Source organism: Parasulfitobacter algicola (genome assembly GCF_013315265.1).
GTDB classification, from domain to species: Bacteria; Pseudomonadota; Alphaproteobacteria; order Rhodobacterales; family Rhodobacteraceae; genus Parasulfitobacter; species Parasulfitobacter algicola.
Genome location: NZ_JABUFE010000006.1, coordinates 92,711 through 119,435 on the forward strand (window position 1 = coordinate 92,711; position 26,725 = coordinate 119,435).

Consider the following 26,725-nt stretch of genomic DNA (forward strand, 5'->3'; position numbering starts at 1 on the left):
ATGAAGTACCAAAATCCAATAATCAATATTATGTTAATAATTTAAATTACATCTAATTTAACCAATAATTATTCGTTTATAAAAAATAATCATTGTCACTCACAATCCTTATTAGCTTTCAAAGCTTCAGGATTTCTAAGCCATACGTCACGTTGTGCAAACGGTATTTCAATTCCTTCTTCAGCAAATCGCTTTGCTATGGCATGGTTCATTTCTGATTTTACACTCAAAAGCCAATTTACATCGCGCAATATGGCGCGGATTTCGAAATCGAGTGAGTCAGCGCCAAAGCCCATGAAAAGAACATTTGGTGGCGGGTTGAGAACGACCATGGGATGGTCTTTCGCGATCTCTGACAGGATGGCTTCGACTTTCTTTGTATCAGTTCCATATGCAACGCCAACAGGCACGATGGCGCGGCCGATTGAGTTGCCGCGGGTCCAATTGATCACCTGATTTGAAATTAAGTCCGCATTTGGAACAATTACATCCGTACGATCAAACGTCTCTATACGTGTTGATCGTACGGAAATTGTACGCACATAGCCCATTCTGCCGCCAACTTCGATCCAATCACCTTCGCTGATGGGACGTTCGATCAAAAGAATGATACCAGAGACAAAGTTTGAAACGATATTTTGAAGACCAAAACCAATGCCAACAGAAAGTGCACCAGCGACAAAAGCCAGTGATGTCAAATTGATACCAGCCGCAGTTATTGCTGCAATAGCAGCAAGAAATACACCAATATAACCGGTGCCTGATACAATGGCGTTACGTCCACCGACATCGACACGGGTCTTTGGCAAAACAGAATTACGCAAACCCGCCTGGATTAACCGTGTCAGCATAAAGCCTAAAGCAAAGACGATGGCAACGGTCAGAAAATCAGTTGGAGATATCCGTGTTTCACCAATGGCAAAGCCTTCGCGAAACTGGGTCCACATTTCAGTTAGGTCTGATACCCTGCCACCCCAGATCAATACCAGAAGCGGCATCGCAGCAACTGCCAGTACAAAACTGATTAACACTGGTATTAAGGCATCCTTACTGTCTTCACCTCGTCGGGTTAGCAACGCATAGACATTAGAAACCTGGCGCTGCAAAACGCTGACTAGAATTATCAAACCAAGCGTCAAAACTGTAGGAAAAACAATGAACTCTGCGGCGATGTTATATCCAAATGCTGCGATAATCGGTCCTGCAAAAGAAATGCCGTAAATGACCTTGGAAAGGATCGATAAAAGTCCATTTCGGTAATTTTTTTCTGTGTTTTCCTGAATATCGGCATTTAGATGTGCTTTGATCAAGTTCGCGATCCGGTACAAAATCACACAAGACAGAACAATAAGCGGGAACTGTAAAACTGTGATAACTTCTGCTGAATACCGTTCGTACCCTTTATAGGCATCAATCAGGGCGACAAACCCCAGCAAAAAACCAAGGCTTGCCATGTTAAATCGGGCTTGACGTCTTTGCCTTTCATCTAAGGTAAGCAAACTGTATTGCGCATCGCTGCGGGGAAAAGCACGCATGCCCAACCAACGCGCCGCAAAGAAAGAAAGCCCCATAAACGGTATAACAGACAACAAAATATCGCCGCGCAGGCCAACAAGACCAGATTGATAAACAGCGCGCGTGATGGCAATGATACCAATCATTGGTATGATGATCTGACCAATCGAGATTAAAAAACTCCAGACCCCCTGCCCGCGTCCTGACAGTTTGGTCGCAAGACGTTCCATCCAGATGCGGCCACGTAGAATTAGGATCAAGGCAAATATCAGGAAAATAATAGCCACAGGCAAACCTTGGCGTAACTCGGTACGCTGCGCTGGACTAAGCCACGCATTTCGCACTTCATCCTTGATACGAACTGACGTTGTTTGAACGGCATCAAGGGCATCATCCCAATGGGATGGATTCACCGGGCTTGGACCTGCACGCAGCAAAGCATCGGCCTGGCGATCCCGTACAATCCGATCAATTTCACCGATCAATCCGTTGGCACGGCTGTATGCTTCTTCGGCCGTTACAATAGGTGCACGCAATCGCGTCAGCTGTTCGCGCAGCGCTGTGCGTCGACTGGCAATTTCAGCAGCTTCTGTTTGCCCTTCTTCCGGGGCAGGCCCAAGAGACGCAATTTGATTTTGCAGTGTTTCAATCCGCGCCCGGTTGGTATTTTGTGCTGACAAAAACCCTTCGCGCCAGACAGCGAGCTGTGATCGCAGCTGTTCTAACGCAGCGCTAGAAGCCCGCCCGGCCTGTATGGCATCTTCGGCACGTGTCGCAATATTTTCCCACTGTTGATAATCAGGTGGGGCTACATCCTGTGCAAATGCTGAAAAGCCGAAAAAGGCAAAGATGATCAGAAAAACAAAGCGATACAGCATCATACGTCTTCAAATACACCGGGAATACTGCGCGGCGCGCTTTCCAGCCAATCCGGCACCGGCAAACCTTTCTGCGCCAAGAATTCGGGGTTGAAAAGTTTGGATTGATATCGCGTACCGTAATCACACAGGATCGTCACGATCGTATGGCCTGGCCCCATATCCTGCGCCATTCTGATTGCACCCGCAATATTGATACCTGACGATCCGCCCAAAACCAATCCTTCGTGGCGAAGCAGATCAAAGACGATTGGCAGCGCCTCGGCATCTGGAATGTTAAATGACATATCGGGCGTAAACCCTTGTAAATTGGCGGTGATACGCCCCTGCCCTATACCTTCACTTATGGAAGAACCGTCGGATTTCATCTCTCCTGTCGTATAAAAACTGTGCAATGCGGCACCATCAGGATCCGCCAAACCGATCTTAACGCCCTTTGGCTTAAGCGCTGTCGCCACGCCTGCCAATGTCCCGCCAGAGCCGACTGCACAAATGAAACCATCAACCTTGCCATCAGTATCACGCCATATTTCAGGCCCGGTGGTTTCTATGTGGGCTTGTCTGTTGGCGATATTGTCGAATTGATTGGCCCAGATCGCGCCATTGGGTTCAGATTTAGCCAATTTTGCTGCAAGTCGCTCCGAATAACGCACATAGTTATTTGGGTTTTTATAAGGGGCCGCAGGCACTTGTACCAGTTCAGCACCCGCCAGACGCAGCATATCTTTCTTTTCCTGACTTTGCGTCTCAGGAATGACGATGACAGTTTTAAAGCCCATAGAGGCACCAACCAAGGCAAGTCCAATCCCTGTGTTCCCGGCCGTCCCTTCAACAATGGTTCCGCCAGGTTTCAACAGGCCCTTTTCCACGGCATCACGAATGATATAAAGTGCGGCGCGGTCTTTGACCGACTGCCCAGGGTTCATAAATTCTGCTTTACCCAGAATGGTGCATCCTGTCGCCTCACTTGCGGCTTTCAAGCGGATTAATGGGGTGTTGCCGATTGCTTCGGCCAGATCGTTATGGATAGGCATGGCTGCTCCGTTCGTGCTGACATAGCTTTAGGGCCAGCTTTTGCGGAACTCAAGCAGATGCGCGCAATCTTTCGCGGTTTCGATCAAGCCAAAGCAGCATCAAGATCAGCGGCCCAACCTGCGCCTCGCCCGTTTCGATCAATCTGAGTGCGTCATCAAAGGCAAGAACATGCATGAATATATCTTCCCTTTCTGCATCCAGACCACCAAGCCTGTGATTAACATCTGACAAGTCGCATAGGCCAACGAAACTATGGAAGTAATCGGTCGAACATCCTGGCGATGTATAGTATTGTGAAATGGGATGCAGGTTCGACAGAACAATACCGGCTTCCTCTTCCACTTCACGGATCGCACACTGCTCGGGTGTTTCGCCGGGATCAACCAAGCCAGCCACCGGCTCAAGCATCCATGGTTTTTTATCGCCCCGCGCATAAGGACCCATGCGAAATTGCTCGACCAATAAAACAGTATCGTGGATTGGATTATAAGGGATGACCAGGGCCGCATCATTGCCGATGAACACTTCGCGCGTTTGTATGTCACATAATGAACCATTGAATGTTGGATGCCGTAATCCCAGTCGATTTGCAGAAAAGAAACCTGAAAAAAGCGGCTCATAGGTGATTTGATGAACCTCAGATGCGTCCATGTTGTGACGTACATCACACGGCGCGGGTGTTTGCGCCATAAGTCGTGCCCACGCTTGCCTTGAGATACATTAATAACGCGCCGTAATATTTTGTTTTAAAAAATGTTATAGTATTTCATACATCTTGGGAGATTGCGATCTGAAGCTGTCCGTAATCTTTTACCTAAGTCTTCAGATCCCAGTCACCGTCATGTTCGCGGTCTTGCAAATTTGGAAAATAGGCCCAAGCCTGTACAGAGTTACCACCAGAATTGACATCAATAGACTGCCTTGAATACTCAAAAAAACGGCTTCGTAATAATCCAGCCGTTCGATATCTTTGGACTGCAGATTATATACTAGAATGCCATCCGCGGACTGCTCTTTGTTTTCGATCAAAAGCGGATATGCAACTGATTTCGCACGACAGACCTTATGTGCGGGCAGCGACGCAGCATTCAATGGCGGAAAATCGGTTTTTCTCAAAACCTACAATAAATGATGTCGACGTGTTCCGTAAAGAAACAGTGCGTCAGGCAAAGCGTTGCCCGACCCATTCTGTTAGCATACCTGCCAACATACCGCCGATTAATAGGGTACCAAGTATCTCGTAGTTTGCCATGATTATGAAATGCTCAGCCATCAACTCAAATACGCCAACAACAGCCTCCATACCGTTATCATACCGCCTTCTAAGCGATTGTATAATCATAATGTAGCTGGAAAATGTAAAAAGCGATACGACTGCGAAAATAACGGCCGCCGTTATGCCATAACTGAACGATGCAACATATCCACCAGGTGCACGCGACCCTGCAACCATCCAACCTGCACCTGCGCCGATCAGAATATTTATGGGTATGAAATATCCCATATTTTGTTCGGTCGGCATTGCCTCAATCACAAGATTGGCAGTCAGCATTGCAAGCCCCCCGAACGCAATCGCTGCGGTTAGCTTGGCTGCGGTTGGCATAACAAGCGAAGTCGGCATCACAAAAGTCCCCTTTTTACGCGCCCCCTACCCTTGGGGACGTGTGACTGTAATCTGAGTCACGTCGCAATTTCCGCTATGAAAGGTCGCAGCGCAAGAGGTTAGATAAAAGTTCCACATTCTGCGAAACCGATCATCGAACCCAAGAGCCGAAACCTGATCCCACTTAGCATTGAATGTATCATGCCAACGACGCAAAGTCTGACTGTAACTTTCGCCAAATTCGATTGATCGAGTTACCCTTAGGCCCGATTGTTCAACCTCGGCCCGCAAAGCTTTGGGGCTGGGCAACATGCCGCCTGGGAAGATGTATTTCTGAATGAAATCAACACCTCGTCGATAAACATCCCAACGTCGATCTTGCACTGTAATTATTTGTAAAGTTGCGTGTTTTCCAGGCTTAAGACGGTCACGAACACTGTTGAAATATATAGGCCAGTATTTTTCACCAACAGCTTCAAACATCTCGATGGATGCGATGCCGTCATACGTGCCTTTTTCGTCGCGGTAATCCTGCAGCTTGATCTCGACAAGGTGCTGTAAACCCGCTTTTCTGATACGCTCTTGGGCATAGTCGTGCTGCTCTTGGCTGATGGTCAGCCCTGTGACTTTAAGGCCACGTTCAGCAGCAGCATATTCCGCAAATCCACCCCATCCGCAGCCAATTTCCAGAACATGATCCCCGGGACGAGCCCCCATTTCATCAATCATCGAAGCATATTTTCGGACCTGGGCATTCTCCATGCTTTCTTGACCGGTCTCAAAAAGAGCCGAAGAATAGGTCATGGTTTCATCTAACCACAGTCCGTAAAATTCATTCCCAAGATCATAGTGATATGAGATGTTTTTGCGCGCCTGACGCTTAGAATTTGACTGCAACCAAAAGCGAAATTTCTCATAGGCGCGTATGAATGCCTGGCCATGAAAGCCGTCGTAAATCGTATCATTGTCGGCATGTACCAGATCCATAAAGGCCTGAAGATCAGGTGTTGACCACCATTGATCCAGATAGGCGTCACAAAACCCCAAATCCCCTTCGCGGATAAGACGTGCAAAGATATCCTTATTGTGAATATTCAATTGCGCGACAGGACCGGGATTTTTGCCCTCGGCCCTAAAGCACCGACCATCTGGCAATATCATATCCAACCGACCATTTTCCATGTGCTGCGCCATGTCAAAGACAGCCGTAAAGTAACGTGGCAGATCAGTCTGCCCTTCTGTTGTTGTCAGTATCATGCCTGTTTTCCCCAAACTCACTGAATACTTATTGGACAAGGTATTGACCTTATTTGGTTTTCATACACCTGTCATTGTTAAAAACTTCGATTTTCATAGGCAGAAAGTGCAGCTTTTCGCCCCTCATCTACCTTTACAACGGGATCAGGATAATCATCTTCAGGTGACATTTTCCATTGTTTCGGTATTGCGTCGAAATACTGCAATGCTTGCTTGGCCGGGTTTTTGCGGCCTTCTGCAATCCATGTGCTGACATACTCGCGGTTCTTGTCGAACTTATCCAGCTGTGTAACGGGGTTAAACACTCGGAAATAAGGCGTTGCATCAGGCCCAGATCCTGCGGACCACTGCCATCCCATTGCATTGCTGGCCGGATCCCAATCGATCAGACAATCTTCAAACCAGTTCAGACCGATTTTCCAATGGCACAGCAGATGTTTTGTCAAATAGCTGGCCACGATCATACGGCCGCGGTTGTGCATATGACCTGTCACATACATTTCGCGCAGGGCAGCATCGACAAATTGAATGCCTGTGCGCCCCTGTTTCCAGGCCTTCACTTCTGCCTTGCGTTCATCTTCGTTCCAAGGAAATGCATCCCAATCTTCACGCCAGTTGTCATCGATAATGCGCGGCGTATGGTGGACCAGATGATATGCAAATTCACGCCAAACCAACTCTTTCAGGAATGTTTCGGCACCTTTTTTACCTTCTTGCATCGCGCGTTGACCGGCATGCCAGCAACTGCGCGGGCTGATTTCACCATAGGTCAGGTTTTCGCTTAACTTGGATGTACCGGGTTGCCATGGCAAATCGCGGTTGGTTTGATAATCATTAATCCAGTTGCCGATAAAATTGCCCAATCGGCTGGTGGCTGCACTTTCGCCGACACAGACATATTGTGCAACAATATCGCGCCCGCGCTGCATATCCCCCCCCATGCTCCAATCTTTGATTTCATCAGAAACAGGCCATTGATCCGGTGCAGGTATATCAGAGGGCGCAGCGATCAGATCGGCAACATCACGGTTTCGAACGGATTTCCACATCGGCGTGAAAACCTTGTAAAATCCGCCGGTATTTGTTTCGACACTTGTCGGCTCAAACAATAGGTGTCCGCGGAAAACTTTCGTTTCGACCTCCATGTCTTCAAGGGATTTTTTGACTGCTTTGTCGCGCTTGACCGCATCCGGATCATACGCCATTGACCAATAAACAGCCTGTGCATTTGTGTCTTTCGCTAAGCCCTTTAAGACATCGGCTGCATTGCCCCTACGCAAAATTAGTTTGCTACCTTTGTCCGCGATTTCACGTGACAGATTTTCGACAGACAGGCCCAATCGCCATTTTGGGGCGGCCCCATGATTTTCGACAACTTCATCGTGAATAAACACCGGAATGACCGGGCACCCCTGATTGACAGCTTTAGTAAGTGCCGGATGATCTCCCAAACGAAGATCACGACGAAACCAGACGATAATGGGTTTATTGTTCATTTAGGTCTCAAAATCCAAGGCATCCATCGGGGCTATACTACAAGACCTGATCTAGCGCGTTGATAACACGATCAAGTTCCGAAGCCACATTGTAATGAACAAAACTAAGTCGCAACACGCCTTTTGCTGGATCGATGCCCATCGCCTTAAGCGGGCGCACCGCATAAAAATCACCGCCGCCAGCCATAATTCCATGATGTGCAAGCCTTGCAGCAGCATCCTCTGCCTTACCAGATATCTCAATTGCGAATGTGGGCGCGCGTAATTTCGCATCTTTAGGGCCTAACAACCGAATGTTATTTTTAGATGATAAGTAATCCAGCAAAGGCTTCATCAGATCTATTTCATAAGCCCTAACCAGATCATGAACACATCCCGCACGCCCTGCCCCGTCACGGCCGGCTTTAAAATGCTGTGAATACAAGGCGTCTACGTAATCTGCGATACCAGCACAGGCTGCCACTTGAGCATGATCCGGGCCTGCTGGTGAAAAGCGTTTATGCAGCGCATCACCATTAAAACTATGTGCCTGGTTTGGTAAAGCAGCAGCCAAAGCGCGGCGAATAACCATAATACCCTGATGGGGTCCATAGGTTTTGTAGCTTGAAAACATATAGATATCAGCACCAAGCTTGCTAACGTTAGGAAAACCATGTGGTGCATAGCTGACACCATCTACACACACGACAGCCCCGACAGCATGGGCAAGCTGTGTGATTTCCTCGACCGGATTGATTTCACCGATGACATTCGAACAATGCGGAAAACAGACCAGCTTGACCGTATCATCCAGTAGGTTTTTCAGATCCTCAATATCCAGATGACCCGTTTCTGGGTCGATTTTCCATTCGCGTATCTCAATTCCGAAATTGGCCAATTTACGCCAAGCCCCTGAATTTGCTTCATGATCCTGATCTGTGACGATGATTGTCTGACCTGGAACCATCCATTCCGCAAAGGCATTCGCCAACACATAAACATTTTGTGTCGTCGATGGACCAAAGACCAGCTCATCTGATCCCACGTTCAAAAGCCGCGCCAGACGTTCGCGCGCTTCGTCCATTTCATCGCCCGCCAAAAGCGATGCGGCATAAGGTGCATAGGGTTGAACTTTGCGTTGTTTGTAAAACCGCGTCAGCCGCCAGATCACATGCCTGCACGCATACGATCCCCCGGCATTTTCCGCAAAAACCTGATCGCGAAGCGATGGTTCGGAAAACGCCAGAAACTGGCCCCGGACGAAATCTGTATCAAGTTTGGTCATAATGATCACGCAACCTTAAGCGTTTACATCCACAACCACGCGACCTTTGATCTGGCCTTTCAAAATGTCAGCACCAAGTTTCGGCAGATCTTGTAATGTCGCAGCTTCGATCATCATTTCAAGGTTTTCCATTGGAAGATCACTCGCAAGGCGTTTCCACACATTCAACCTGTTTTCATAAGGTTGCATCACACTGTCGATGCCCAAAAGTGTCACACCGCGCAGCAAAAACGGAATAACTGTGGTTGAAAGCGCAGCCCCCCCTGCTAGCCCCACCGCCGCAACAGATCCACCATATTTCATCTGCGTCAGAACACGCGCCAGCATTGTGCCGCCCACCGCATCAATGCACGCAGCCCATTTTTCTGAATCTAATGGCTTTTTGGTGGGTTCTGATAATTCCTCACGTGGAACAATATGATTGGCGCCAAGGTTTTTCAGATATTGAATCGTTTCAGGGCGTCCTGTCACAGCTGCAACGTCATAACCTAGACTGGCGAGTATCGTTGTGGCGACCGACCCAACGCCGCCTGAGGCACCAGTGACTAAAACCGTTCCTTTTTCAGGGGTTAAGCCCTGTTGTTCAAGTTCATTAATGGCAAGCATCGCAGTAAAGCCTGCAGTTCCGATTGCCATTGCCTGCCGTGTGGTCAAAGCCTCTGGCAATGGAACAAGCCAGTCGGCTTTAACCCGCGCCTTTTGTGAATACCCGCCCCAATGCGCTTCGCCCACACGCCAGCCGGTTAACACGACTTTGTCGCCCGGGACATAACGGGCATCGCTGCTATCAGAAACAGTTCCGGCGAAATCAATGCCCGGTATGTGGGGATAATTGCGCACCAACCCACCACCAGGACCGATGCATAGACCATCTTTGTAGTTAACAGTCGAATGTTCCACGTCTACCGTAACATCGGCATCGGGCAATTGCGACAAGTTGATCTGCTGGACGCTGGCATGCGTTGTGCCATCATCATTCTTTTCAACCACCAAAGCGTTGAACATTGTGTCCCCCCGTTTTTATTATCTTATTTCATTCACATAGCCCACTAAAACACATCATCAATACCAGTTTCATGATCATAACAATTGCGCAGTTTGATCAATCTAATCTAAGGTTATTGAGTTTAGATTTTTCGTTTAAGAAATCGTTATTAATGAGCTATTTAGTTAGCTTATGAATAGCCCAACCGGTCGCGCATGAATGCAAGCGCTACCGACAAGCCATCTGGCGCGATGCCATGTGCTGTGCCCTTCATGATGTGCGCAAAAACGTCTTTGAACCCTGCGTCTTGCAAGGCTTGCGCGGCCTCGGGCAAGCTTTGAACCGGGACCACATCGTCCTGGTCGCCGTGTACCAGAAGTATGGGCATTTTAGATACCGTTTCATCGGGCAAAAGATCGGGATTCAAAAGACGGCCAGAAAACCCCACAACAGCGGCAATAGCATCTTCGCGACGGGGCGCGACATGCAGCGCCATCATGGTGCCTTGGGAAAAACCCAGGACCAGCAGCTGTTCGGGCAGGATATCTTCGTCCACCATCACCCCATCCAGAAAAGCGTTCAGATCATCAACAGCTGCAATCATGCCTATGTTGGCATCTTCTTCGGATGATCCGTCAATCCATGGGATCGGAAACCATTGATAGCCCATCGGCGCCCCCGCACAGGCCTCGGGCGCGTCGGGGGCGATGAACATCGTGTCTGGTAGGTGTTCGGCCAAAGGATCAGCCAGCCCCAAAAGATCTGCACCATTGGCCCCATAGCCATGCAAAAAAACGACAACAGATCGTGTATCGCCTGAAAGCGCCGCGCGGCGGCCTGCCTGTAGTGCACGTGTCATCGAATACCTTCCCTGTCTTTTGCAACCTTGTAGTAGGCCCATAAAAGCCGCGCTGCAACCGATCGCCATGGGCTCCAATCATCTGCCATTTCGCGCATTGCTTTTTCCTTGGGCCGATCATCCAGATCAAACAGAATGCGCGCGGCTTCCTGCAGGGCCAGATCACCTGGGGCGAAGACATCTGCGTGACCAAGCGAAAACATCGCATAGATTTCCGCCGTCCAAACCCCGATACCCGGAACCTGTGTCAGGGTTTTGACAACGTGACCTGTGGGGGCATCTTGCAGGGATCTAAAGTCAATCCGCGCTTCGGCCAAAGCCTTGGCATAGCGGATTTTTTGTCGACTAAGCCCGCAGTTGCGCAAATCTTCGTCACTGGCCCACATGACCTTGCGCGGGCCGGTCAACCTGGCATCCCGCAACCTGCCCCAGATCGCGTTTGCTGCTGCAACGGACACCTGCTGGCTGACAATTGCACTCAATAATTGCGCATACCCATCCTTGCGCCGCCGCAATGGCAGTGGCCCCGTCAAAGTCAGCGCATGGGCGAACCGTTTGTCATGCGATGCAAGCCATGCAGCACCTTCGGCCACGTCATCATGGGTCTGAATGATCCGCTGCATAATCGCTTTATGACCTATGACTGTCTGTTCTGAATGCTTCTATAGCGTCAGCGACTTGCAATGCCTTACCTGCAATTTCTTTTTCGTTAACCTCGTCCATACCAAAAGCGACCATGCGGTCGTAAAGCGATTGGCTGGTGTAATGTTCATATGGAACAGAGGCGTCAGGCCAAAAGCTATTTATCCAGACGCCGGGCTTTCCAAGTTCGCACCAATCGCTCCAAAGCTGCTTGGCCAATTGATCGGTTGGCCATTGAAACACCTGATCAAACAATGATGTCGCGTCCCATTGGGCATAGCCAAAAATACTCAGGACATCATCAAGACGGTATTTTTCGTCATAAATATCGTATGTACGACCAACCTGAGTTTCCAGATACAGACGCTGGAAACGGTCAATGACATCCCATTCTTCATCAGACCAGTGTTCGCGCTTACCGGTGGGAAATTTAGATAACGCAACTTCATTCCCGACCGATGATACGTCTTCCCTTGCCGCCAGAGCATCGAAAACACGTGGCAACAGATAGGACCAAGTTCTTTTGGAAAATGTGTCATCAACCGCGGCAAAAAACCAGTCTTTCAGATAATGAAACGGTAAATCGCGTTGTCCATGGTTAAAGAAATCAGCCTTGATATTTGGCTCCATACAACAATCACAGGCACCGACTGTTTCTGGCGGTTCGCTGGCGGCAAATACGCGATAGGCGTCTTGGACAACATCATAAAGCGGGTTGTCCGGATCGGCATGGCCATCTGGGCCACGTGTTTTGATACGATTGGCTTTCATTTTTCACGAATACCCAAAGTTTTCACCCAATTCAAAGCCTGATCCACGCTTTCGACTTGCGGCGCGTCCAGCTTTGCAGGGCGGCGGATCATGGCAACCGGAAGACCGAGCGCCCGCGCGGCGTCCAATTTGCTGCGACTTGCCATGCCGCCCGCATTTTTGACAACCAGCCAGTCAATGCCAAGGGATGTGAACAATTCTTCTTCCTCAGCCTGGCTAAAGGGCGGGATGCCCACCAGATATTCGCCGCCTTTGAACGGAAACGGACCCTTGGGCTGATCAATGCGGCGGCAGATCAGACGGCGGCCAGACATATTCGCAAAGCGGTCCAGCGTCTGGCGACCTGTGGCCAGAAAGACGGTCGCATCCACGGGGATATGATCAGCCGCTTGTGTTTCATCATCAATCACCGTCCAGCTATCGTCGGGGGCTGGCTTCCATTCCGGGCGCAAAAGCTGCAAATAAGGAATACCCATTTGCGCACAAACCTGCGACGTGCGCAGCGATATAAGATGCGCAAATGGGTGCGTCGCGTCCAGCACCGCTGCGATCCCTTGAGTTTGCAGAAATTCAGCAAACGGTTCCGCCCCACCAAAACCGCCGATCCGTAGTCGTATACCCAGATCATCTGGCACACGGTTGTCGCTTGCAAAAGACGCAATCGTATCAATTCCCATCGCCATCAGGCTATGGGCTAATGTGCGGGCTTCACCCGATCCTGCAAGAAGCAATACACGCATAAGGCGTTGGAATACCCGGCCTATTGCCGCACGGCAAGCGTGATGCTTGCCAAGGTCGATCTGACCGGATACCGCTTTCGCAATGAGCTATATGACCGATGATAAGCGCGCCATGCGCAATGTTGCGACACTTGTCGTGGCACAGGCTATTTTGGGCAGCCAGATCACCATGATTTTCGTGATCGGTGGCTTGGCAGGGCAAATGCTGGCGCCGAATCCCTGCCTGGCAACATTGCCAATTTCGCTCATCGTTTTTGGGTCCATGACCACAGCCCCCTGGTTAAGCCGCGTGATGCAGATACGGGGCCGGCGTGTTGGCTTTCTAATCGGTGCTGTTGGCGGGCTGATGGGGGGCGTCATTTCAGCATACGGACTGTTTATCGCGAATTTCTGGGTGTTTCTGATCGGCAGTTACATGACCGGTATCTATATGTCCGCACAGGGTTTTTATCGCTTTGCCGCCGCTGACACCGCATCTGATGCTTTCAAACCCAAAGCTATTTCCTATGTTATGGCGGGCGGTTTGATTTCCGCAATCATCGGGCCGCAGATCGTCAGTTTTATGACAACAGGCAATCCCGATGCCAGTCATATGCGGTATTTCAACATTTATGTTGTGGCAATATTGTTAAACGCTGCGGGGCTTGTCATTTTCTTTTGGCTTGACATCCCCACCCCCTCCAAACCAACAGCGCAGTCAGGTGGCGGTCGCAGTTATGTCGAATTGCTGCGTGATCCCAAAATCGCCGTGGCTGTTATTTGCGCGATGGTATCCTACGCGCTGATGAACTTGGTGATGACATCAACACCCCTTGCGGTGGTCGGATGTGGTTTCACCGAAGCTGATGCATCCGGCGTGGTCAAAGCTCATGTATTGGCAATGTTTGGGCCATCCTTTTTCACGGGCCATCTGATTGCGCGCTTTGGTGTGGAAAAAATCATTGCCACGGGGCTTGTCATATTGGCCATTGCGGGTGTTGTCGCCATTCAAGGTGTTGAGATTGGCAACTTTTACGTTGCCTTGATACTGCTTGGTATCGGCTGGAACTTCGGCTTTATCGGTGCCACGACATTACTGGCCACAGCCCACCGTCCCGAAGAACGCGGACGCGTGCAAGGCATGAATGACATGATCGTCTTTGGCTGCGTGACGATTGCATCGCTTGCCTCAGGGGGGTTGATGAACTGTTCTGGCGGCGATGTGGTGCAAGGCTGGACTGCTGTAAACTTGGCTATGGTGCCATTTTTGGTCTTGGCAGGTGGCGCGCTGATCTGGTTAGTAATGCGACCAAAAGAAATAGCGTAACAAGTATTAAAAGGATAAAAAGTTGAAACTTTATATTAAAAAATGGATCTCATGGTCGGTGCTTACTGCAGGGGTGCTTATCTTAGCCGTCGTTTTGATATCCGGGAACCCTGTCTCATTGATTGGTCCGATAATCATGGTCGTTTATGGCATTTTGACCTTGGTTAACCCGATGGTCCGATATCAAAACAATCAATTGGAATTTTATAATCCTTTAGGGATGCGGTTAAAAACATGGCCGCTGGAAAGCCTTACAGTTGATGACAGTACAGGCAAAACAATCATTTTTGGTGAAAAGAAAAACGGTAAAGTCAAAAAGATTCTTGCTGCACCCAATCATACCTATGACAATGAACAATCCCAGGCGCTTATTGATCATGTCAGGGCCGAAAAAGCATTTGGTTGATAATTACTTGAAATGTTTTCAAATGCACAAAGAGGCAATTTAGAACAATGTTATTTCGTCGCAAACCGACCATTAGTGACGATATGTCAGATTGGATTATCGAAAATTTTGAATGGGTTCTGGCACGTGACGATAACAAACTGAATGATTTGATCTTGCCCACCAAAGACTATTTCACAGCCCCCGGTGGACAGGACGAAAAAACAGCCCGTGCTGTTGCCGATGACGTTGCGCGGCACCTTAATATTGATCAGAAATTCCATATCGAACCGCTGCCAAATTTGCCTGATGAAATCGCACATCAGTATGGACAAATGTCTGATATCGCAGGACAATATTGGCATGACACCGATGAACCACTGATCACCTATAGTCCCCGAAATATGCGGCAACCCATGAATTTCATCGCCACTATGGCGCATGAGTTTCTGCACTTGAAACTTGCTGATCATGAACATCTATTGCCCGGTGGTGAGGCCATGCATGAGCTGACGACAGATCTGCATATGATTATCGAAGGTTTTGGTGTTTTCGCACTGGAAGGTGCAGATCAGGCAGGTTGGTCCGGCTATATGACCCAACCAACCTGCGCTTATGCTTTGGCTGTTTTTCTGAAATTCAAAGGTTTGGATGCAATGGCGACCAATTCTTATTTATCAAGCCGACCACGAAAATATCTGAAAGTCGCAATCGCCAATGTGGACCGGATAGATTTACCATCGGTTGGTTAATGCGTATCCCATCAGCCGTATTTTTGAGATAAACGCGCTTTCGGTTAAATTCCCATCCGCGACGCGTTCCGGAGCTTTAATCGCTGTCGATAATATTGCTTTGGCCCGCCATCCCGCGCGCAATGCAGACGCTGCAGCTGGCGATATTTCGGCGCGTCTTGATCTGGCTTGCAGTAGTCTGTGTAAAGCTTGTTCACCAAGGGCTTTCACAGCCTCAGCGCGACCATCAAGTAAGGGTTTTCGTCCTCGGCCTTCCAACTTTGGGATAGCACAAAACCAGTTTGCTATCCCGACCCCATAGGCAAAGTCACGGACAACCGCTTCATTCGCATTTCCAAGGGCGCGCACGGCCGCCCACATCAAGTTGCCGGAAGTCGTCTGAATATAATCTTCAAAATGCGCCGTATCTTCAAAGACATCCTTGTAAATATCCCACCGCCGAATTGCGACCAGCTTATCTAAAAGCTGTGCGCCTGTTTTATCCAGAACTGCGGCCAGTGCATCAACGACCTCATGCCGTCGCACGGGCCCAGCCTGCGCGATTTCTTCCAAGGCATCACGCCACCATTGCAGCCGCATTTCAGCGATCATAGGTTCTTCAGTGACCCATGGCGCACGCGACACCTCAACATTAAAGGCATAGATCGGGAACAACACACGCCGCGCTTCAACCGGGGCCGACATGGCTGCCAGAAAACGATCCGGATCGGCTTTTTCAACCAGTGCGGCGCAGGCATCAAGGCTCATACATCACCTTCATTGTTCCAAAAATACTCAAGACGCAATGGTTTCAACCTGCACTATCGCGCACCAGCTTCCATTTGATCGCATCCAACAACGCCTCAAATGACGCGTCTACTATGTTGGGCGACACACCCACTGTTGACCACTGCTGACCGGCGCTGTCTTTGCTGTCAATAATGACACGCGTCACAGCTTCGGTTCCGCCATCGGTGATCCGCACCTTAAAGTCCACCAGCCGCATATCGTCAATCATCTGCTGATAGGGGCCCAGATCCTTGGCCAATGCTTTTGCCAGCGCATTGACCGGCCCGCGATCACTGCCAGTCTCATCCATACTTTCACTGACTGACAGCATTTTCTGATCGCCAACCTTAACAACCACCACGGCTTCAGACAGGGAAACCATTTGATTATATTTGTTTTTTCGACGCTCAACAGTTACCTTATATCGCTTCACCTCGAAAAACTGCGGCAGCATGCCCAGTTCTTCCCGCGCGATCAGCTCAAACGATGCCTGCGCGGTATCGTAGCTATAGCCCACGGCCTCGCGCTCTTTGATCCGGTCCAGAATGCGCGGCAATGCCGGGTCGTTCTTGGCTACATCAAGCCCTGCCTCGGACAAGCGCCGCCGCAGGTTCGATTGACCCGCCTGGTTAGACATCGGGATAATGCGGGAATTTCCCACCAATGCAGGGTCGACATGTTCGTATGTTGCCGGGTCTTTCACAATCGCACTGGCGTGCAGACCGGCCTTATGGGCAAAAGCGCTGGCACCAACAAAGGCCGATTGCTTTTGCGGCACGCGGTTCAGGATGTCATCCAGCAGACGCGAGGCGCGGGTCAGGCCCTGTAACGCGTCCAAAGTCACGCCGGTCTCAAACTGGCTGGCATAGGGTTCTTTCAGCAATAACAAAGGGATAAGCGTCGTTAGATTGGCATTGCCGCAGCGCTCGCCCAGTCCATTCAACGTGCCTTGTACATGACGCACCCCCGCATCGATTGCCGCTAGAGTGTTCGCGATCGCGTTTTCCGTATCATTATGCGTGTGAATACCAAGATCAGATCCAAGAATGCCATCTGCGATAACGTCGCGCGTTATCTGACTGATTTCATGGGGTAACGTGCCGCCATTGGTATCGCACAAAACCACCCAACGGGCCCCCACCACATGGGCTGCATCAATACAATCCAGCGCGTAACCGGGGTTGGCCTTGTAGCCATCGAAAAAATGCTCGGCATCAAAGATCGCCTCGCGGCCCTGACTGCTGATATGGTGGATCGAGGCCTGAATATTGTCGATATTTTCGTCGAGCGAGATACCAAGAGCGTTGGTCACATGAAAATCATGGGTCTTACCGACCAGACAGACGCTTTCGGTACCCGCATTCATGACGGCCGCCAGAACATCGTCATTCTCAGCCGACCGCCCTGCCCGCTTGGTCATACCAAAGGCGGTCAGCGTGGCGCTGGTTTTGGGCGCGCTGTCAAAGAATTCGCTATCGGTCGGGTTCGCGCCTGGCCAGCCGCCTTCGATGTGATCTATCCCAAGCTGGTCGAGAACCTGTGTGATCTGAATTTTCTCAGCAGTCGAAAACTGTACGCCCTGCGTCTGCTGCCCGTCGCGCAGCGTGGTGTCGTAAAGATAGAGCCGTTCTTTCGTCATGTCCCATCCTCCCGCCGCAGCCAATGCACCTCAAATCCCCCGAGGTCCCGGATCAAGTCCGGGACTGCGCGGACTGAAGCTTCGGTTTTCCGAATATGCATGACGCATGCGTCATGCATAGCGCCCGACCCGCCCCCCCACGGGGCGGGCGCTTCTCGCCCTTCCCGTGCGCGTCGGTCGCTGGACATAGCTGCGACTGTCATTTCAAGACCTCAAGCTTTGCTACGTCCAAATTTGGCCCAGCAATGACTTCGATCTGGGTCTTGCCCATACGAACCTCTGCACCAGCCTCTGCCAAAGCAGACTTCATTGCATCCAATACAACAAAATTCTTTGTCTTTATTGCTGTTTCACGCAATTCAGTAAGACGTTTCGCATATGCAGATAAATCAACGGATGGTATGTCCCAAGCGCCAAGATCATCTGTAAGCAAACCAAGCAACTGCGCGCTAGCCAAAAAAACACCTCGAAGATCATCGGATGAAAGACCGATATATTCCACACCATTTACTTCAAAATTTTTATGTGCGCGAATGTCATCAAAAAATGAGTGCAAATAATAAATGGCTAAAGGTAGATTTAAATCATCAGATAACGAGTCTAAGATGCACTCATGCGGTATACTGGGTTTAACTCCTTGAGTTATATCATACCATTTTCTAATAGTTCTTTCTGCTTCCTCCCGCTTCTTTTCCGTCCAATCCATCGGCTTGCTGTAATGCGTGCTCAGCATCACGAACCGGATCACTTCGCCCGGCACACCCTGATCCAACAAGTCGCGGACGGTGAAGAAATTGCCTAAGGATTTGGACATCTTCTTGCCCTCGACCTGCAGCATCTCGTTATGCAGCCAATAGCGGGCGAAATCGCCCTTGGGGTGGGCGCACATGGATTGGGCGATTTCGTTTTCGTGGTGGGGGAACTGAAGGTCGATCCCGCCGCCGTGGATGTCGAAGGTCTCGCCCAACAGATCATCCGCCATGGCAGAGCACTCGATATGCCAACCGGGCCGCCCCCTGCCCCACGGGCTGTCCCACCCTGGCAGATCATCGGTCGAAGGCTTCCACAGTACGAAATCCATCGGGTTACGCTTATAAGGCGCGACTTCGACTCGTGCGCCGGCCATCATGTCATCAATGGAACGGCCGGATAGTTTTCCATAGTTTTCATAGCTTTCGACAGCGAACAGAACGTGGCCCTCGGCCTCATACGCGTGTCCCTTAGCGACCAGCCCCTCAATCATCGCGACCATCTGCGGGATATACTGCGTGGCGCGGGGCATATGAGTGGGTTCCATCGCGCCAATAGCCGCCATGTCCTCCAGATACCATTGCGCCGTCTCGGCGGTGATATTCTCAATGGATCGCCCCGTTTCAGCAGCGCGAGCATTGATCTTATCGTCCACATCCGTAAAATTGCGCACATAGGTCACGTGGTCGGCCCCATAGACATGCCGCAGCAGCCGGAACAGCACGTCAAACACCACCACGGGCCGCGCGTTGCCCAGATGCGCGCGGTCATAGACCGTCGGCCCACAGACATACATGCGCACGTTTTTGGGGTCGAGCGGCTGAAAGACCTCTTTCTTGCGGGTCTTCGTGTTGGTCAGTTTGATCGTTGTCATAGGGTCCTCACACGCGGGGTCGCGGCGGGCTTAGCAACTTCGATGGATAGATGGAATAGAAGAACGGCCCGCCTGACGATGTCAGATGGTAATGCAAATACAAATGATGCATATTTTGCTCATGCTAAGGGTCTTAGCATGGGCCATCATTTTGACAAAGGGTTAATTGCTATTTGATCTGACCCAAAGCTGTGCGCAGTTGGCTGGGGTTGATTTCAGATAATTCGGCATCAACCTGATCATGGGTCAACCGCCATACGGGCAAAGCATCCCGCAAAAGCGCCCTGCCCTGATCTGTTAAAACCAACCGGCGCGCGCGGGCGTCTTTTTCATCAGCGATCATGTCAACCAGTTCGCGTCGTTGCAAAGGTTTCAGCGCTGCGGTCAATGTCGTACGATCCATACCCAAAAAAGGCACCAGATCTGTGATCCGCGGACCTTCAGGACGGTTCAATGACATCAAAAGTGAAAACTGACCATTGGTTATTCCAAAGGGTTTCAATGCGACATCAAACCGGCGCGCCAATAAACGCGCAGCCCTTTGAACACTAAAGCACAAGCAACGGTCCCGCACTTCAATCGTGGCGGAAAATGGCAGATCAATCTGTTTCATAATATTTATGTTGATATCAACATAACCAACTGTCAACCTAACGATACGATTCTGATAAAGGGGAGTTTGAAATGTCTTATATTAGTGGATTTTTGCTGGCTGTACCGACTGCGAATAAAGATGAATACAAAAAACATGCCGAAGCTGCATGGCCGATTTTCAAAGACTATGGCTGTTTATCTTGTCACGAAAACTGGGGTGTGGATGTGCAAGATGGCAAGGTCACGTCGTTTCCGATGGCCGTTAAGAAAGAAGACAATGAAACAGTTGTTTTTTCCTGGATGATATGGCCCGACAAGAAAACGGCAGATGACGGATGGGAAAAAATGATGAACGATCCGCGTATGGAGCAACTTGCGGAAATGCCCTATGATGGGATGCGCATGATGTGGGGCGGGTTCGAACCGCTGGTCGACATGCGCGCCAAAGTGTCAGCATAGGTACAGATGCCATGACCATTACAATCAGCGCATTTGCCTGGGTGCCCCCGTTTGCGCAGGGCTATGTGAAAGACATCCGCGCCCGTTGGGCGCTTGAGGAAGCCGGTCTGCCCTACGAACTTCACCTGCTGCGTGGGGATGATCAGAACAGCGTGGACTACCGGTCATGGCAGCCCTTCGGGCAGGTGCCCGCCTATCGCGATGATGAGGTTGAGCTGTTCGAAAGCGGCGCGATTGTTCTGCATATCGCAGCAAAATCCGATGCCCTGCGCCCGCGTGATGCGACTGAGGCGGCAAGTGTGCAGTCCTGGGTCTTTGCCGGTTTGAACTCAATCGAACCGATCAAAGAACGCTACACGCTGCCCGATATTTTCCATGCGGGTGAGCCCTGGGTTGATCAGGCGCGACCGCATTCTGAGCACCTGCTGGACAAGCGCCTGAAATCCCTTTCCAACTGGCTGGAAGACCGCGACTGGTTGACCGGTCGGTTCAGCGTGGCCGATATCATTATGGCAACCGTTCTGCGCGGGATCGAGGACCGCCCGGTCTTCACCCAATATACCAACCTGCCCCAATATCTGACACGATGCCTGGAACGGCCCGCTTTTGAAAGGGCCCTGCAGGCACAGATGAAAACATTCGCGCAGAATGAACCAGCGCCTGCTTGATATCAATTGTTCCTGATATAATACAATTCGGGAAAACAGCGTGCATCAAATCCACGTGAATCTTCAGGATGTAGGGGACGTAATCCTTCACATGTTTCCGCCATGCAGGTCTGCGGTTTATCAGGTGTCAAATTAAAAAAGATTGTTACATCGGCGAACATCGTCGCTGCAGGGTTCTGTTGAACAACAACAGGTATACAAGATAATGTCGCGCGAAATTGAGCGCCAGAATACCCTATATCTGAATACCGGTTACTAAGGCTGTAGTCAGCAGCGTTGTAATAAAGAGTTGCCCACATAGGAATATCCACCATCGGTATGTTGTCGGAGGTTTCAACCCCTTTTCTGTACAAAGTCGGATTTTCTGGCGGATGCAATGTCCAGTCGTTAGATACTTTTGTAAAAGAACCTTGTTCAACTGTCAGGTCTGAACTTGTAGCAATCATTGCCTGCCAACTTGAGTCAAGGATTGTTAGATCGTGCAACGCTTGACAGGCGGTGACCTGACCCTTGAGGTCAAAGCTTGCCTCGTTTTCCACAATTTTCAACAGTGCCGGAACACGTGGAGGTATCTCACTGTCCGAGCATGGAATTTCAATCCGCATATGCTCGCTGCCACGGCGCAAAATTTGAAAACATCTTTTAAAATTAGACTGAACGTAGCTGGGATCTTTGCCCCGCGCGATAGTGACAAAGTCACGTGTTTCCACGTCATAAATCCGAAAATTGACATCCTCGGCCGTTAACTGCGCGCGGAATGCTATCTTATCAGGGCCATTGCACTGCGGATGATCTGAAATGATCTCATAGGGTGCATAGAACAGATTTCCGTTATAATCTTTGTAGACAGGCACCGAAGTTTCGGCCTGTGCATGGGACATTATGAAAATGGCAGAGAGCGATAATAAGGTTTTCTTAATATGATTATTCATTGAAGCTCCAAATTTGTTTCTTATACTCAATATGGGTAAGCAAAGCTGACTTAACAAGAATGCGTTATAGTTTAACCACCCGCCCCTCAATCGCAGATTGTTGCGCGGCTAATCCCATTGCAACGGCCTTGGCACCATCATCCAGAGTAACTTCCACCCTGCCCTGCCCGCGCACGACCTCCAGAAATCGCAAGTGTTGGTAAAATGTCGATCCATTATGATCCCCTGCCTCAAGCAGATTGGGGTCAACGGGAATTTCGCGCACCTCGGGACCTTTGGGGCTGCGCGGGCTGACGATCAGTTGGGGGATTGGTGGCGCGCCCAGTTTTTCGGGCCAGAACCGGGTTGGGCCAGGCACCAGCGCTTCGATCTTGCCGCGTGGACCGACGGCGCTGATTTCTTCCTGATAGCGAGATCCTTCGGCGAACATGCATAATTCCAGCATCGCCCGGGCGCCGTTTTCGAAATCGACAATGACATAGCCGTTGTCCCAGATGTCGGGCACCTGACCGTCATAGACTTCATTCGTATGGTTCACCGATTGTCCGGCGCTGGCCATCACACGTACCGGTTCGGACCCAAGTGTCAGCCGCATCAGGTCAAAGAAATGGCAGCATTTTTCGACCAGAGTCCCACCTGTTTGCGCGTTGAAGCGGTTCCAGTTGCCAACCTTTTGCAGGAACGGAAAGCGGTGTTCGCGGATCGTCAGCATCTTGATCCCGCCGGTGATCTGGTCCGCCTCGGTCAGCAGTGCAGCGATGGGCGGCATATAGCGATACTCCATCGCGATCCAGACCGGCGCGGGGTAGGTCTGACCAAAGGCCTGCAACACAGGCGCATCAGTTGGATCGGTATAAAGTGGCTTTTCACATAGGATCGGCAGCGGGCGTTTATCCGCGATGGCCTGCAGTTGCGTGACATGAAGATTATTTGGACTGACGATCACCAAGGCATCCAGCCCGTCATGGGCCAGCAGATCGTCCAATGTGCCCATCACAGCTGCCCCCCCTGCCAGATCGGCCGCCGATTGCGCCAGATCAACGACGGGATCATAGACCACCGACACCTTGGCCCCGTCCAGAAGCGCGATGTTCTGAATATGCTCTCGCCCCATCATTCCGCATCCGATGATGCCGTATTTTATTGTGTTCACTGCTGTCCTCATTATTTCAAGCGATTGATATAGCGCGCTTTTTCGTGATTGTACCATGTCCGTGAAAATTCGGACGGTTGCCCGTTCTGCGACCAACTGATCCTTTCGATAAAACCTGCAGGACTGCCGTGATCCATCCCAAGCGCCGCGGGCGCCCAATTTGGAACAGGGGCCACGCCAATGCGATCTTCGACCTGTGAAATGATCAATCCAAGGTGTCCTTTATAGAAAAGATAAAGCGATTCAAGCAGGTCAGCCGCGTTAATTTTTTTAGCAAAAGTTCCATCAAGCCAGATTTCTTCCACCGCCGCTGGTATGCCGCCCAAACGGCGCAAACGTCGAATGCGATGTGCGTCGGGACTGGATCCGAAAAATGGTAAATCGGCAGGCTTGTGCAGACGATCAACACTGATGACACAAGCCGTTGGCAAACCGCCACCTTGGGTCAGCTCCAGACGAAAAAAAGTATAAATACTTTCCGTAACTGTCTGACTTTTAATGTAATTTCCTGATCCTTGTATGCGGTGCAATAGACCCTTAGTTTCAAGATCACCAAGAGCTTTGCGCAGGGTACCAACCGATATGCCATGCTGATCAGCCATCTGACGTTCTGGCGGCAAGCGGGTGCCATCGGGCAAGTGACCCGCTGTGATCTCGCGGATCAGCATTTCACTGATCTGAATATATTTTGGCAGCGCCGAAGAATGGGTCATCGGTCACGCCTCCCTTTCGCGGCCAGTAATTGATATACTATTGATGCATATCAAAGTGAATGCTACGCAAGTAGAAAATCGAAACTGGGAGGAGATTCGATGACCGTTGTGCCCGTTACGTCATCAGACTTGGATGCGGCCGAGGTTTCATGGTTTTCCGCGTTGTGTTCGGATGACTATGAATATTTGGGTGTTCCAGATGGCGCGTTGCGGTCAAGCTGGGAAAATTGTCGGGATATCTTGCTTGAGGCCGAACATCAGGGCTTTCGTAATATTCTGTGTCCCTCCTCTTATCAGGTCGGCCAAGACACCCTTAGTTTTGTAGCCGGTTGCGCCTCATTAACAAGCAACATCAATATGTTAGCTGCAATCCGCTGTGGTGAAATGCAGCCTATCATGCTGGCCCGTACCGTGGCCACGCTGGATCATATGCTTAAAGGCCGACTGACATTGAATGTCATCAGTTCTGACTTTCCTGGCGAAGTGGCCGAGAGCAATTATCGTTATCAGCGATCACGGGAAGTCGTCGAAATCCTCAAGCAGGCCTGGACGCAGGATGAGATTAACTACAGTGGTGAAGTATATGATTTCAAAGGTATAAATACCGATCCAGCCCGCCCCTATCAGCAGAATGGCGGCCCGCTTTTGTATTTCGGTGGCTATTCCCCTGCGGCGTTGGAGCTGTGCGGCCAGCACTGCGACGTCTATCTGATGTGGCCCGAGCCAAAAGACCAATTGGCTGAACGTATGCAGGCCGTGAACACGGTGGCCGAACGTTATGGTCGCACGCTGGATTACGGGCTGCGGGTGCATATGATCGTGCGTGATTCCGAAGCTGAAGCGAAGGAATACGCCGAACATTTGGTCAGCCAGCTGGATGACGAATATGGCCAGCTGATCCGCGACCGTGCCCATGACAGCATTAGTCTAGGCGTTGCGCATCAGGCCAAAGCGCGGGAATTGGCCGATAAATTTGGATATATTGAACCGCACTTATGGACTGGTGTTGGGCGTGCGCGATCCGGCTGTGGTGCCGCGTTGGTCGGGTCAACTGATCAGATCATGACCCAGATTGAATCGTATCAGAACATGGGCATTCGCGCCTTTATCTTCTCGGGCTATCCGCATATCGATGAATGCAAATCATTCGGACAACGCGTGTTGCCAAACCTGAAAACCTGTTCTCTGCCCGAGGTTTACGGCAGGATCCCATCCCAAACACCAGCCACGCCACTGGGCGTAGGAGAGCGCCGCTAATGGAACGTATCAAGCTGACCGATGATCTGGAATTTAGCCGTATTGTATATGGGATGTGGCGCTTGGGCGATGACAGCGATACGTCGCCCGCCCACATCCAAGCCAAGATTGAGGCCTGTCTGGAGCAAGAGCTGACAACATTTGATCAGGCCGATATCTATGGTGATTATGGCGCCGAAGCTCTTTTAGGAGCAACGTTGAAAGCCGCCCCACAGCTGCGCGATCAAATGGAGATTATATCAAAATGTGATATCGTTGCACCGATTGGCAAATATGCGGACAAGCGAGTGAAATACTATGACACATCGCGCGATCATATCTTAGCTTCTGTCGATAGCTCGCTAGAATATATGAATATTGAGCAGATCGATTGCCTGCTGATCCACCGGCCCGATCCGTTGATGGACCACCACGAAACGGGCGCGGCGCTGGACGAAGTCGTGGCCAGCGGCAAGGTGCGGACGGTGGGCGTGTCGAACTTCAAGCTGCACGACTGGACGTTGTTACAATCGGCGATGAAAAATCAGTTGGTCACTAATCAGATCGAAATCAGTCTGGCCCAACACAGCCCATTTACAAACGGTGACATTGCTTATTTGCAAGAACGTGGTGTGCCGCCGATGGCTTGGTCCCCGCTTGGGGGTGGCAGCCTGATGCGTGGTACCGATGCTGATGCTGCGCTACGGACCAAACTGGCCGATGTCGCACAAAGCAACAGTACCGATATCGCATCGGTAGCGGTGGCGTGGTTGCTGGCGCACCCGGCACGGATCATCCCCGTGATGGGCACAAATAATCTGGACCGCATCAAACAGTTTTCCGATGCCTTTACCGTGCAGATGGACCGCGAAACCTGGTTTGACCTTTACACCGCAGCCCTAGGTAACGAGGTACCATAGTGGACGGCGATCAGGGGAAATTTATGCAAATATTTCAACCAGATGCAGATGCGCGCAGCTTTCGGGACGCGCTTGGGCGGTTCGTGACAGGTGTTACTGTGGTCACGGTTCCTTCGGTTGATGGCCCCATCGGAATTACAGCAAACAGCTTTTCCAGCGTATCATTAGACCCGCCTTTGGTTCTGTGGTCGCCTGCAAAATCTTCGCGTCGTTTCAAATACTTCGAAGCCGCGCCGCATTTCGCAATTCATGTTCTGGGTGAAGCGCAAAGCGAAATTTGCACGGGCTTTGCCAAGTCCTTGTCTGCCTTTGACGGGCTGGATGTAACCGAAAACGATCAAAATGTACCCCTAATCAATGGCTGTCTTGCACGATTTGAATGCAGTCTGGAGGCCATGCATGATGCGGGCGATCATGTGATTATCGTGGGACGAGTCGAACGTGCCGCCCTGCAGGATGGCGCGCCGCTGGCTTTTGGCAGCGGCCAATATGGTCGCTTTACGAACGGACTGTAAGGTCCGATAGTTAATA

General features: G+C 50.5%; 28 protein-coding genes. 8 read left to right on the top strand and 20 right to left on the bottom strand.

Going from position 1 to position 26,725, the window contains the following annotated elements; translation table 11 throughout:
- Positions 1–95 precede the first annotated feature (95 nt).
- The 13 genes from HRQ87_RS11415 to HRQ87_RS11475 all read right to left on the bottom strand — a co-directional run bounded on the left by HRQ87_RS11415 (position 96) and on the right by HRQ87_RS11475 (position 13,045).
- Positions 96–2,393: a DUF3772 domain-containing protein gene (locus tag HRQ87_RS11415; protein WP_174138415.1), complete on the bottom strand. Its 2,298-nt coding sequence runs from the start codon at positions 2,391–2,393 to the stop codon at positions 96–98.
- Positions 2,393–3,427: a cysteine synthase A gene (locus HRQ87_RS11420; protein ID WP_174138416.1), complete on the bottom strand. Its 1,035-nt coding sequence runs from the start codon at positions 3,425–3,427 to the stop codon at positions 2,393–2,395. Before HRQ87_RS11420 ends, HRQ87_RS11415 begins: the two co-directional genes overlap by 1 nt.
- 49 nt (positions 3,428–3,476) lie before the next feature.
- Entirely contained in the window at positions 3,477–4,118 is a 642-nt protein-coding gene (locus HRQ87_RS11425) for an NUDIX domain-containing protein (protein WP_174138417.1), read from the bottom strand.
- A gap of 132 nt (positions 4,119–4,250) precedes the next feature.
- Positions 4,251–4,544: a gamma-glutamylcyclotransferase gene (locus tag HRQ87_RS20645; protein WP_174138418.1), complete on the bottom strand. Its 294-nt coding sequence runs from the start codon at positions 4,542–4,544 to the stop codon at positions 4,251–4,253.
- A 46-nt stretch (positions 4,545–4,590) separates the two neighbouring features.
- A complete protein-coding gene (locus tag HRQ87_RS11435; RefSeq protein WP_174138419.1) occupies positions 4,591–5,049 on the bottom strand; it encodes a TrgA family protein in 459 nt (152 codons plus the stop codon).
- Positions 5,050–5,076: 27 nt separating this feature from the next.
- Entirely contained in the window at positions 5,077–6,288 is a 1,212-nt protein-coding gene (locus tag HRQ87_RS11440) for an SAM-dependent methyltransferase (RefSeq protein ID WP_174138421.1), read from the bottom strand.
- Between the two features lie 77 nt (positions 6,289–6,365).
- Entirely contained in the window at positions 6,366–7,784 is a 1,419-nt protein-coding gene (locus HRQ87_RS11445) for a cryptochrome/photolyase family protein (RefSeq protein WP_174138423.1), read from the bottom strand.
- Between the two features lie 37 nt (positions 7,785–7,821).
- On the bottom strand, positions 7,822–9,048 hold the full coding sequence (locus HRQ87_RS11450; protein WP_174138425.1) for an aminotransferase class V-fold PLP-dependent enzyme: 1,227 nt from the start codon (positions 9,046–9,048) through the stop codon (positions 7,822–7,824).
- Positions 9,049–9,063: 15 nt separating this feature from the next.
- A complete protein-coding gene (locus HRQ87_RS11455) occupies positions 9,064–10,053 on the bottom strand; it encodes an MDR family oxidoreductase (protein ID WP_174138427.1) in 990 nt (329 codons plus the stop codon).
- A 170-nt stretch (positions 10,054–10,223) separates the two neighbouring features.
- Positions 10,224–10,892, bottom strand: coding sequence for an alpha/beta hydrolase (locus HRQ87_RS11460; protein WP_174138429.1), 669 nt, complete (start codon positions 10,890–10,892; stop codon positions 10,224–10,226).
- A complete protein-coding gene (locus HRQ87_RS11465; protein WP_174138431.1) occupies positions 10,889–11,515 on the bottom strand; it encodes a DNA-3-methyladenine glycosylase family protein in 627 nt (208 codons plus the stop codon). The genes HRQ87_RS11460 and HRQ87_RS11465 overlap by 4 nt, the downstream gene beginning before the upstream one ends.
- 7 nt (positions 11,516–11,522) lie before the next feature.
- Positions 11,523–12,305 carry a hypothetical protein gene (locus HRQ87_RS11470; RefSeq protein WP_174138433.1) on the bottom strand — a complete coding sequence of 261 codons (783 nt, stop codon included), beginning with the start codon at positions 12,303–12,305 and terminating at the stop codon, positions 11,523–11,525.
- Entirely contained in the window at positions 12,302–13,045 is a 744-nt protein-coding gene (locus tag HRQ87_RS11475; protein WP_174138435.1) for a cobalt-precorrin-6A reductase, read from the bottom strand. Before HRQ87_RS11475 ends, HRQ87_RS11470 begins: the two co-directional genes overlap by 4 nt.
- An 82-nt stretch (positions 13,046–13,127) precedes the next feature.
- Between HRQ87_RS11475 and HRQ87_RS11480 the strand changes: the two genes are divergently transcribed.
- The 3 genes from HRQ87_RS11480 (at position 13,128) to HRQ87_RS11490 (ending at position 15,488) form a co-directional block, all read left to right on the top strand.
- Positions 13,128–14,351 (top strand): MFS transporter, encoded by a 1,224-nt coding sequence (locus HRQ87_RS11480; RefSeq protein ID WP_425501561.1) that lies wholly within the window; start codon positions 13,128–13,130, stop codon positions 14,349–14,351.
- Positions 14,352–14,373: 22 nt separating this feature from the next.
- On the top strand, positions 14,374–14,757 hold the full coding sequence (locus HRQ87_RS11485; protein WP_174138437.1) for a hypothetical protein: 384 nt from the start codon (positions 14,374–14,376) through the stop codon (positions 14,755–14,757).
- An 83-nt stretch (positions 14,758–14,840) separates the two neighbouring features.
- Positions 14,841–15,488 (top strand): hypothetical protein, encoded by a 648-nt coding sequence (locus HRQ87_RS11490; protein WP_174138438.1) that lies wholly within the window; start codon positions 14,841–14,843, stop codon positions 15,486–15,488.
- Here HRQ87_RS11490 and HRQ87_RS11495 read toward each other — a convergent pair.
- The 4 genes from HRQ87_RS11495 to HRQ87_RS11510 form a co-directional block, all read right to left on the bottom strand.
- Positions 15,471–16,235: a squalene/phytoene synthase family protein gene (locus HRQ87_RS11495; protein WP_174138440.1), complete on the bottom strand. Its 765-nt coding sequence runs from the start codon at positions 16,233–16,235 to the stop codon at positions 15,471–15,473. The genes HRQ87_RS11490 and HRQ87_RS11495 overlap by 18 nt on opposite strands.
- 43 nt (positions 16,236–16,278) lie before the next feature.
- Positions 16,279–17,895, bottom strand: coding sequence for a citramalate synthase (gene cimA / locus HRQ87_RS11500; RefSeq protein WP_174138443.1), 1,617 nt, complete (start codon positions 17,893–17,895; stop codon positions 16,279–16,281).
- A gap of 199 nt (positions 17,896–18,094) precedes the next feature.
- Positions 18,095–19,519, bottom strand: a complete 1,425-nt coding sequence (gene cysS / locus HRQ87_RS11505) for a cysteine--tRNA ligase (RefSeq protein ID WP_174138445.1) — start codon at positions 19,517–19,519, stop codon at positions 18,095–18,097.
- A 169-nt stretch (positions 19,520–19,688) separates the two neighbouring features.
- Positions 19,689–20,132, bottom strand: coding sequence for a MarR family winged helix-turn-helix transcriptional regulator (locus HRQ87_RS11510; RefSeq protein ID WP_174138447.1), 444 nt, complete (start codon positions 20,130–20,132; stop codon positions 19,689–19,691).
- A gap of 71 nt (positions 20,133–20,203) precedes the next feature.
- On the opposite strand from HRQ87_RS11510, the gene HRQ87_RS11515 reads away from it, so the two are divergent.
- A complete protein-coding gene (locus tag HRQ87_RS11515; protein WP_174138449.1) occupies positions 20,204–20,572 on the top strand; it encodes a DUF1428 domain-containing protein in 369 nt (122 codons plus the stop codon).
- An 11-nt stretch (positions 20,573–20,583) separates the two neighbouring features.
- The gene (locus tag HRQ87_RS11520) at positions 20,584–21,240 is read left to right on the top strand and encodes a glutathione S-transferase family protein (RefSeq protein ID WP_174138451.1); all 657 of its coding nucleotides are present in this window, start codon (positions 20,584–20,586) and stop codon (positions 21,238–21,240) included.
- 2 nt (positions 21,241–21,242) lie between these two features.
- On the opposite strand, the gene HRQ87_RS11525 is transcribed toward HRQ87_RS11520, so the two are convergent.
- From HRQ87_RS11525 to HRQ87_RS11535, 3 genes are all read right to left on the bottom strand, one after another.
- On the bottom strand, positions 21,243–22,172 hold the full coding sequence (locus tag HRQ87_RS11525; protein ID WP_174138453.1) for a hypothetical protein: 930 nt from the start codon (positions 22,170–22,172) through the stop codon (positions 21,243–21,245).
- A gap of 64 nt (positions 22,173–22,236) precedes the next feature.
- Complete coding sequence (locus HRQ87_RS11530) at positions 22,237–23,337, bottom strand: Gfo/Idh/MocA family protein (protein WP_174138455.1); 1,101 nt, start codon at positions 23,335–23,337, stop codon at positions 22,237–22,239.
- Entirely contained in the window at positions 23,337–24,038 is a 702-nt protein-coding gene (locus HRQ87_RS11535; RefSeq protein WP_174138456.1) for a GntR family transcriptional regulator, read from the bottom strand. Before HRQ87_RS11535 ends, HRQ87_RS11530 begins: the two co-directional genes overlap by 1 nt.
- 99 nt (positions 24,039–24,137) lie before the next feature.
- Here HRQ87_RS11535 and HRQ87_RS11540 point away from each other — a divergent pair, with 99 nt between their 5' ends.
- Genes HRQ87_RS11540 through HRQ87_RS11550 form a run of 3 tightly spaced genes read left to right on the top strand, consistent with a single transcriptional unit; the run spans position 24,138 to position 26,709 of the window.
- Positions 24,138–25,295 (top strand): LLM class flavin-dependent oxidoreductase, encoded by a 1,158-nt coding sequence (locus HRQ87_RS11540; RefSeq protein WP_174138458.1) that lies wholly within the window; start codon positions 24,138–24,140, stop codon positions 25,293–25,295.
- Entirely contained in the window at positions 25,295–26,194 is a 900-nt protein-coding gene (locus tag HRQ87_RS11545; RefSeq protein ID WP_174138460.1) for an aldo/keto reductase, read from the top strand. Before HRQ87_RS11540 ends, HRQ87_RS11545 begins: the two co-directional genes overlap by 1 nt.
- Before the next feature lie 23 nt (positions 26,195–26,217).
- Positions 26,218–26,709, top strand: a complete 492-nt coding sequence (locus tag HRQ87_RS11550; protein ID WP_174138462.1) for a flavin reductase family protein — start codon at positions 26,218–26,220, stop codon at positions 26,707–26,709.
- The last annotated feature ends 16 nt before the right edge of the window (positions 26,710–26,725 follow it).

Excerpts from the sequence above, each read along its gene's own strand:
- HRQ87_RS11460 (WP_174138429.1), bottom strand. The coding sequence starts at position 10,892 with ATGACACGTGCACTACAGGCAGGCCGCCGCGCGGCGCTTTCAGGCGAT.
- HRQ87_RS11470 (WP_174138433.1), bottom strand. The coding sequence starts at position 12,305 with ATGAAAGCCAATCGTATCAAAACACGTGGCCCAGATGGCCATGCCGAT.
- HRQ87_RS11490 (WP_174138438.1), top strand. The coding sequence starts at position 14,841 with ATGTCAGATTGGATTATCGAAAATTTTGAATGGGTTCTGGCACGTGAC.
- HRQ87_RS11440 (WP_174138421.1), bottom strand. The coding sequence starts at position 6,288 with ATGATACTGACAACAACAGAAGGGCAGACTGATCTGCCACGTTACTTT.
- HRQ87_RS11415 (WP_174138415.1), bottom strand. The coding sequence starts at position 2,393 with ATGCTGTATCGCTTTGTTTTTCTGATCATCTTTGCCTTTTTCGGCTTT.
- HRQ87_RS11445 (WP_174138423.1), bottom strand. The coding sequence starts at position 7,784 with ATGAACAATAAACCCATTATCGTCTGGTTTCGTCGTGATCTTCGTTTG.
- HRQ87_RS11530 (WP_174138455.1), bottom strand. The coding sequence starts at position 23,337 with ATGAGGACAGCAGTGAACACAATAAAATACGGCATCATCGGATGCGGA.
- HRQ87_RS11495 (WP_174138440.1), bottom strand. The coding sequence starts at position 16,235 with ATGAGCCTTGATGCCTGCGCCGCACTGGTTGAAAAAGCCGATCCGGAT.
- HRQ87_RS11525 (WP_174138453.1), bottom strand. The coding sequence starts at position 22,172 with ATGAATAATCATATTAAGAAAACCTTATTATCGCTCTCTGCCATTTTC.
- HRQ87_RS11465 (WP_174138431.1), bottom strand. The coding sequence starts at position 11,515 with ATGCAGCGGATCATTCAGACCCATGATGACGTGGCCGAAGGTGCTGCA.
- HRQ87_RS11435 (WP_174138419.1), bottom strand. The coding sequence starts at position 5,049 with ATGCCGACTTCGCTTGTTATGCCAACCGCAGCCAAGCTAACCGCAGCG.
- cimA (WP_174138443.1), bottom strand. The coding sequence starts at position 17,895 with ATGACGAAAGAACGGCTCTATCTTTACGACACCACGCTGCGCGACGGG.
- HRQ87_RS11455 (WP_174138427.1), bottom strand. The coding sequence starts at position 10,053 with ATGTTCAACGCTTTGGTGGTTGAAAAGAATGATGATGGCACAACGCAT.
- HRQ87_RS11450 (WP_174138425.1), bottom strand. The coding sequence starts at position 9,048 with ATGACCAAACTTGATACAGATTTCGTCCGGGGCCAGTTTCTGGCGTTT.
- HRQ87_RS11480 (WP_425501561.1), top strand. The coding sequence starts at position 13,128 with ATGAGCTATATGACCGATGATAAGCGCGCCATGCGCAATGTTGCGACA.
- HRQ87_RS11425 (WP_174138417.1), bottom strand. The coding sequence starts at position 4,118 with ATGGCGCAAACACCCGCGCCGTGTGATGTACGTCACAACATGGACGCA.
- HRQ87_RS11545 (WP_174138460.1), top strand. The coding sequence starts at position 25,295 with ATGGAACGTATCAAGCTGACCGATGATCTGGAATTTAGCCGTATTGTA.
- HRQ87_RS11540 (WP_174138458.1), top strand. The coding sequence starts at position 24,138 with ATGACCGTTGTGCCCGTTACGTCATCAGACTTGGATGCGGCCGAGGTT.
- cysS (WP_174138445.1), bottom strand. The coding sequence starts at position 19,519 with ATGACAACGATCAAACTGACCAACACGAAGACCCGCAAGAAAGAGGTC.
- HRQ87_RS11550 (WP_174138462.1), top strand. The coding sequence starts at position 26,218 with ATGCAAATATTTCAACCAGATGCAGATGCGCGCAGCTTTCGGGACGCG.
- HRQ87_RS11510 (WP_174138447.1), bottom strand. The coding sequence starts at position 20,132 with ATGAAACAGATTGATCTGCCATTTTCCGCCACGATTGAAGTGCGGGAC.
- HRQ87_RS11475 (WP_174138435.1), bottom strand. The coding sequence starts at position 13,045 with ATGCGTGTATTGCTTCTTGCAGGATCGGGTGAAGCCCGCACATTAGCC.
- HRQ87_RS11535 (WP_174138456.1), bottom strand. The coding sequence starts at position 24,038 with ATGACCCATTCTTCGGCGCTGCCAAAATATATTCAGATCAGTGAAATG.
- HRQ87_RS11420 (WP_174138416.1), bottom strand. The coding sequence starts at position 3,427 with ATGCCTATCCATAACGATCTGGCCGAAGCAATCGGCAACACCCCATTA.
- HRQ87_RS11515 (WP_174138449.1), top strand. The coding sequence starts at position 20,204 with ATGTCTTATATTAGTGGATTTTTGCTGGCTGTACCGACTGCGAATAAA.
- HRQ87_RS11520 (WP_174138451.1), top strand. The coding sequence starts at position 20,584 with ATGACCATTACAATCAGCGCATTTGCCTGGGTGCCCCCGTTTGCGCAG.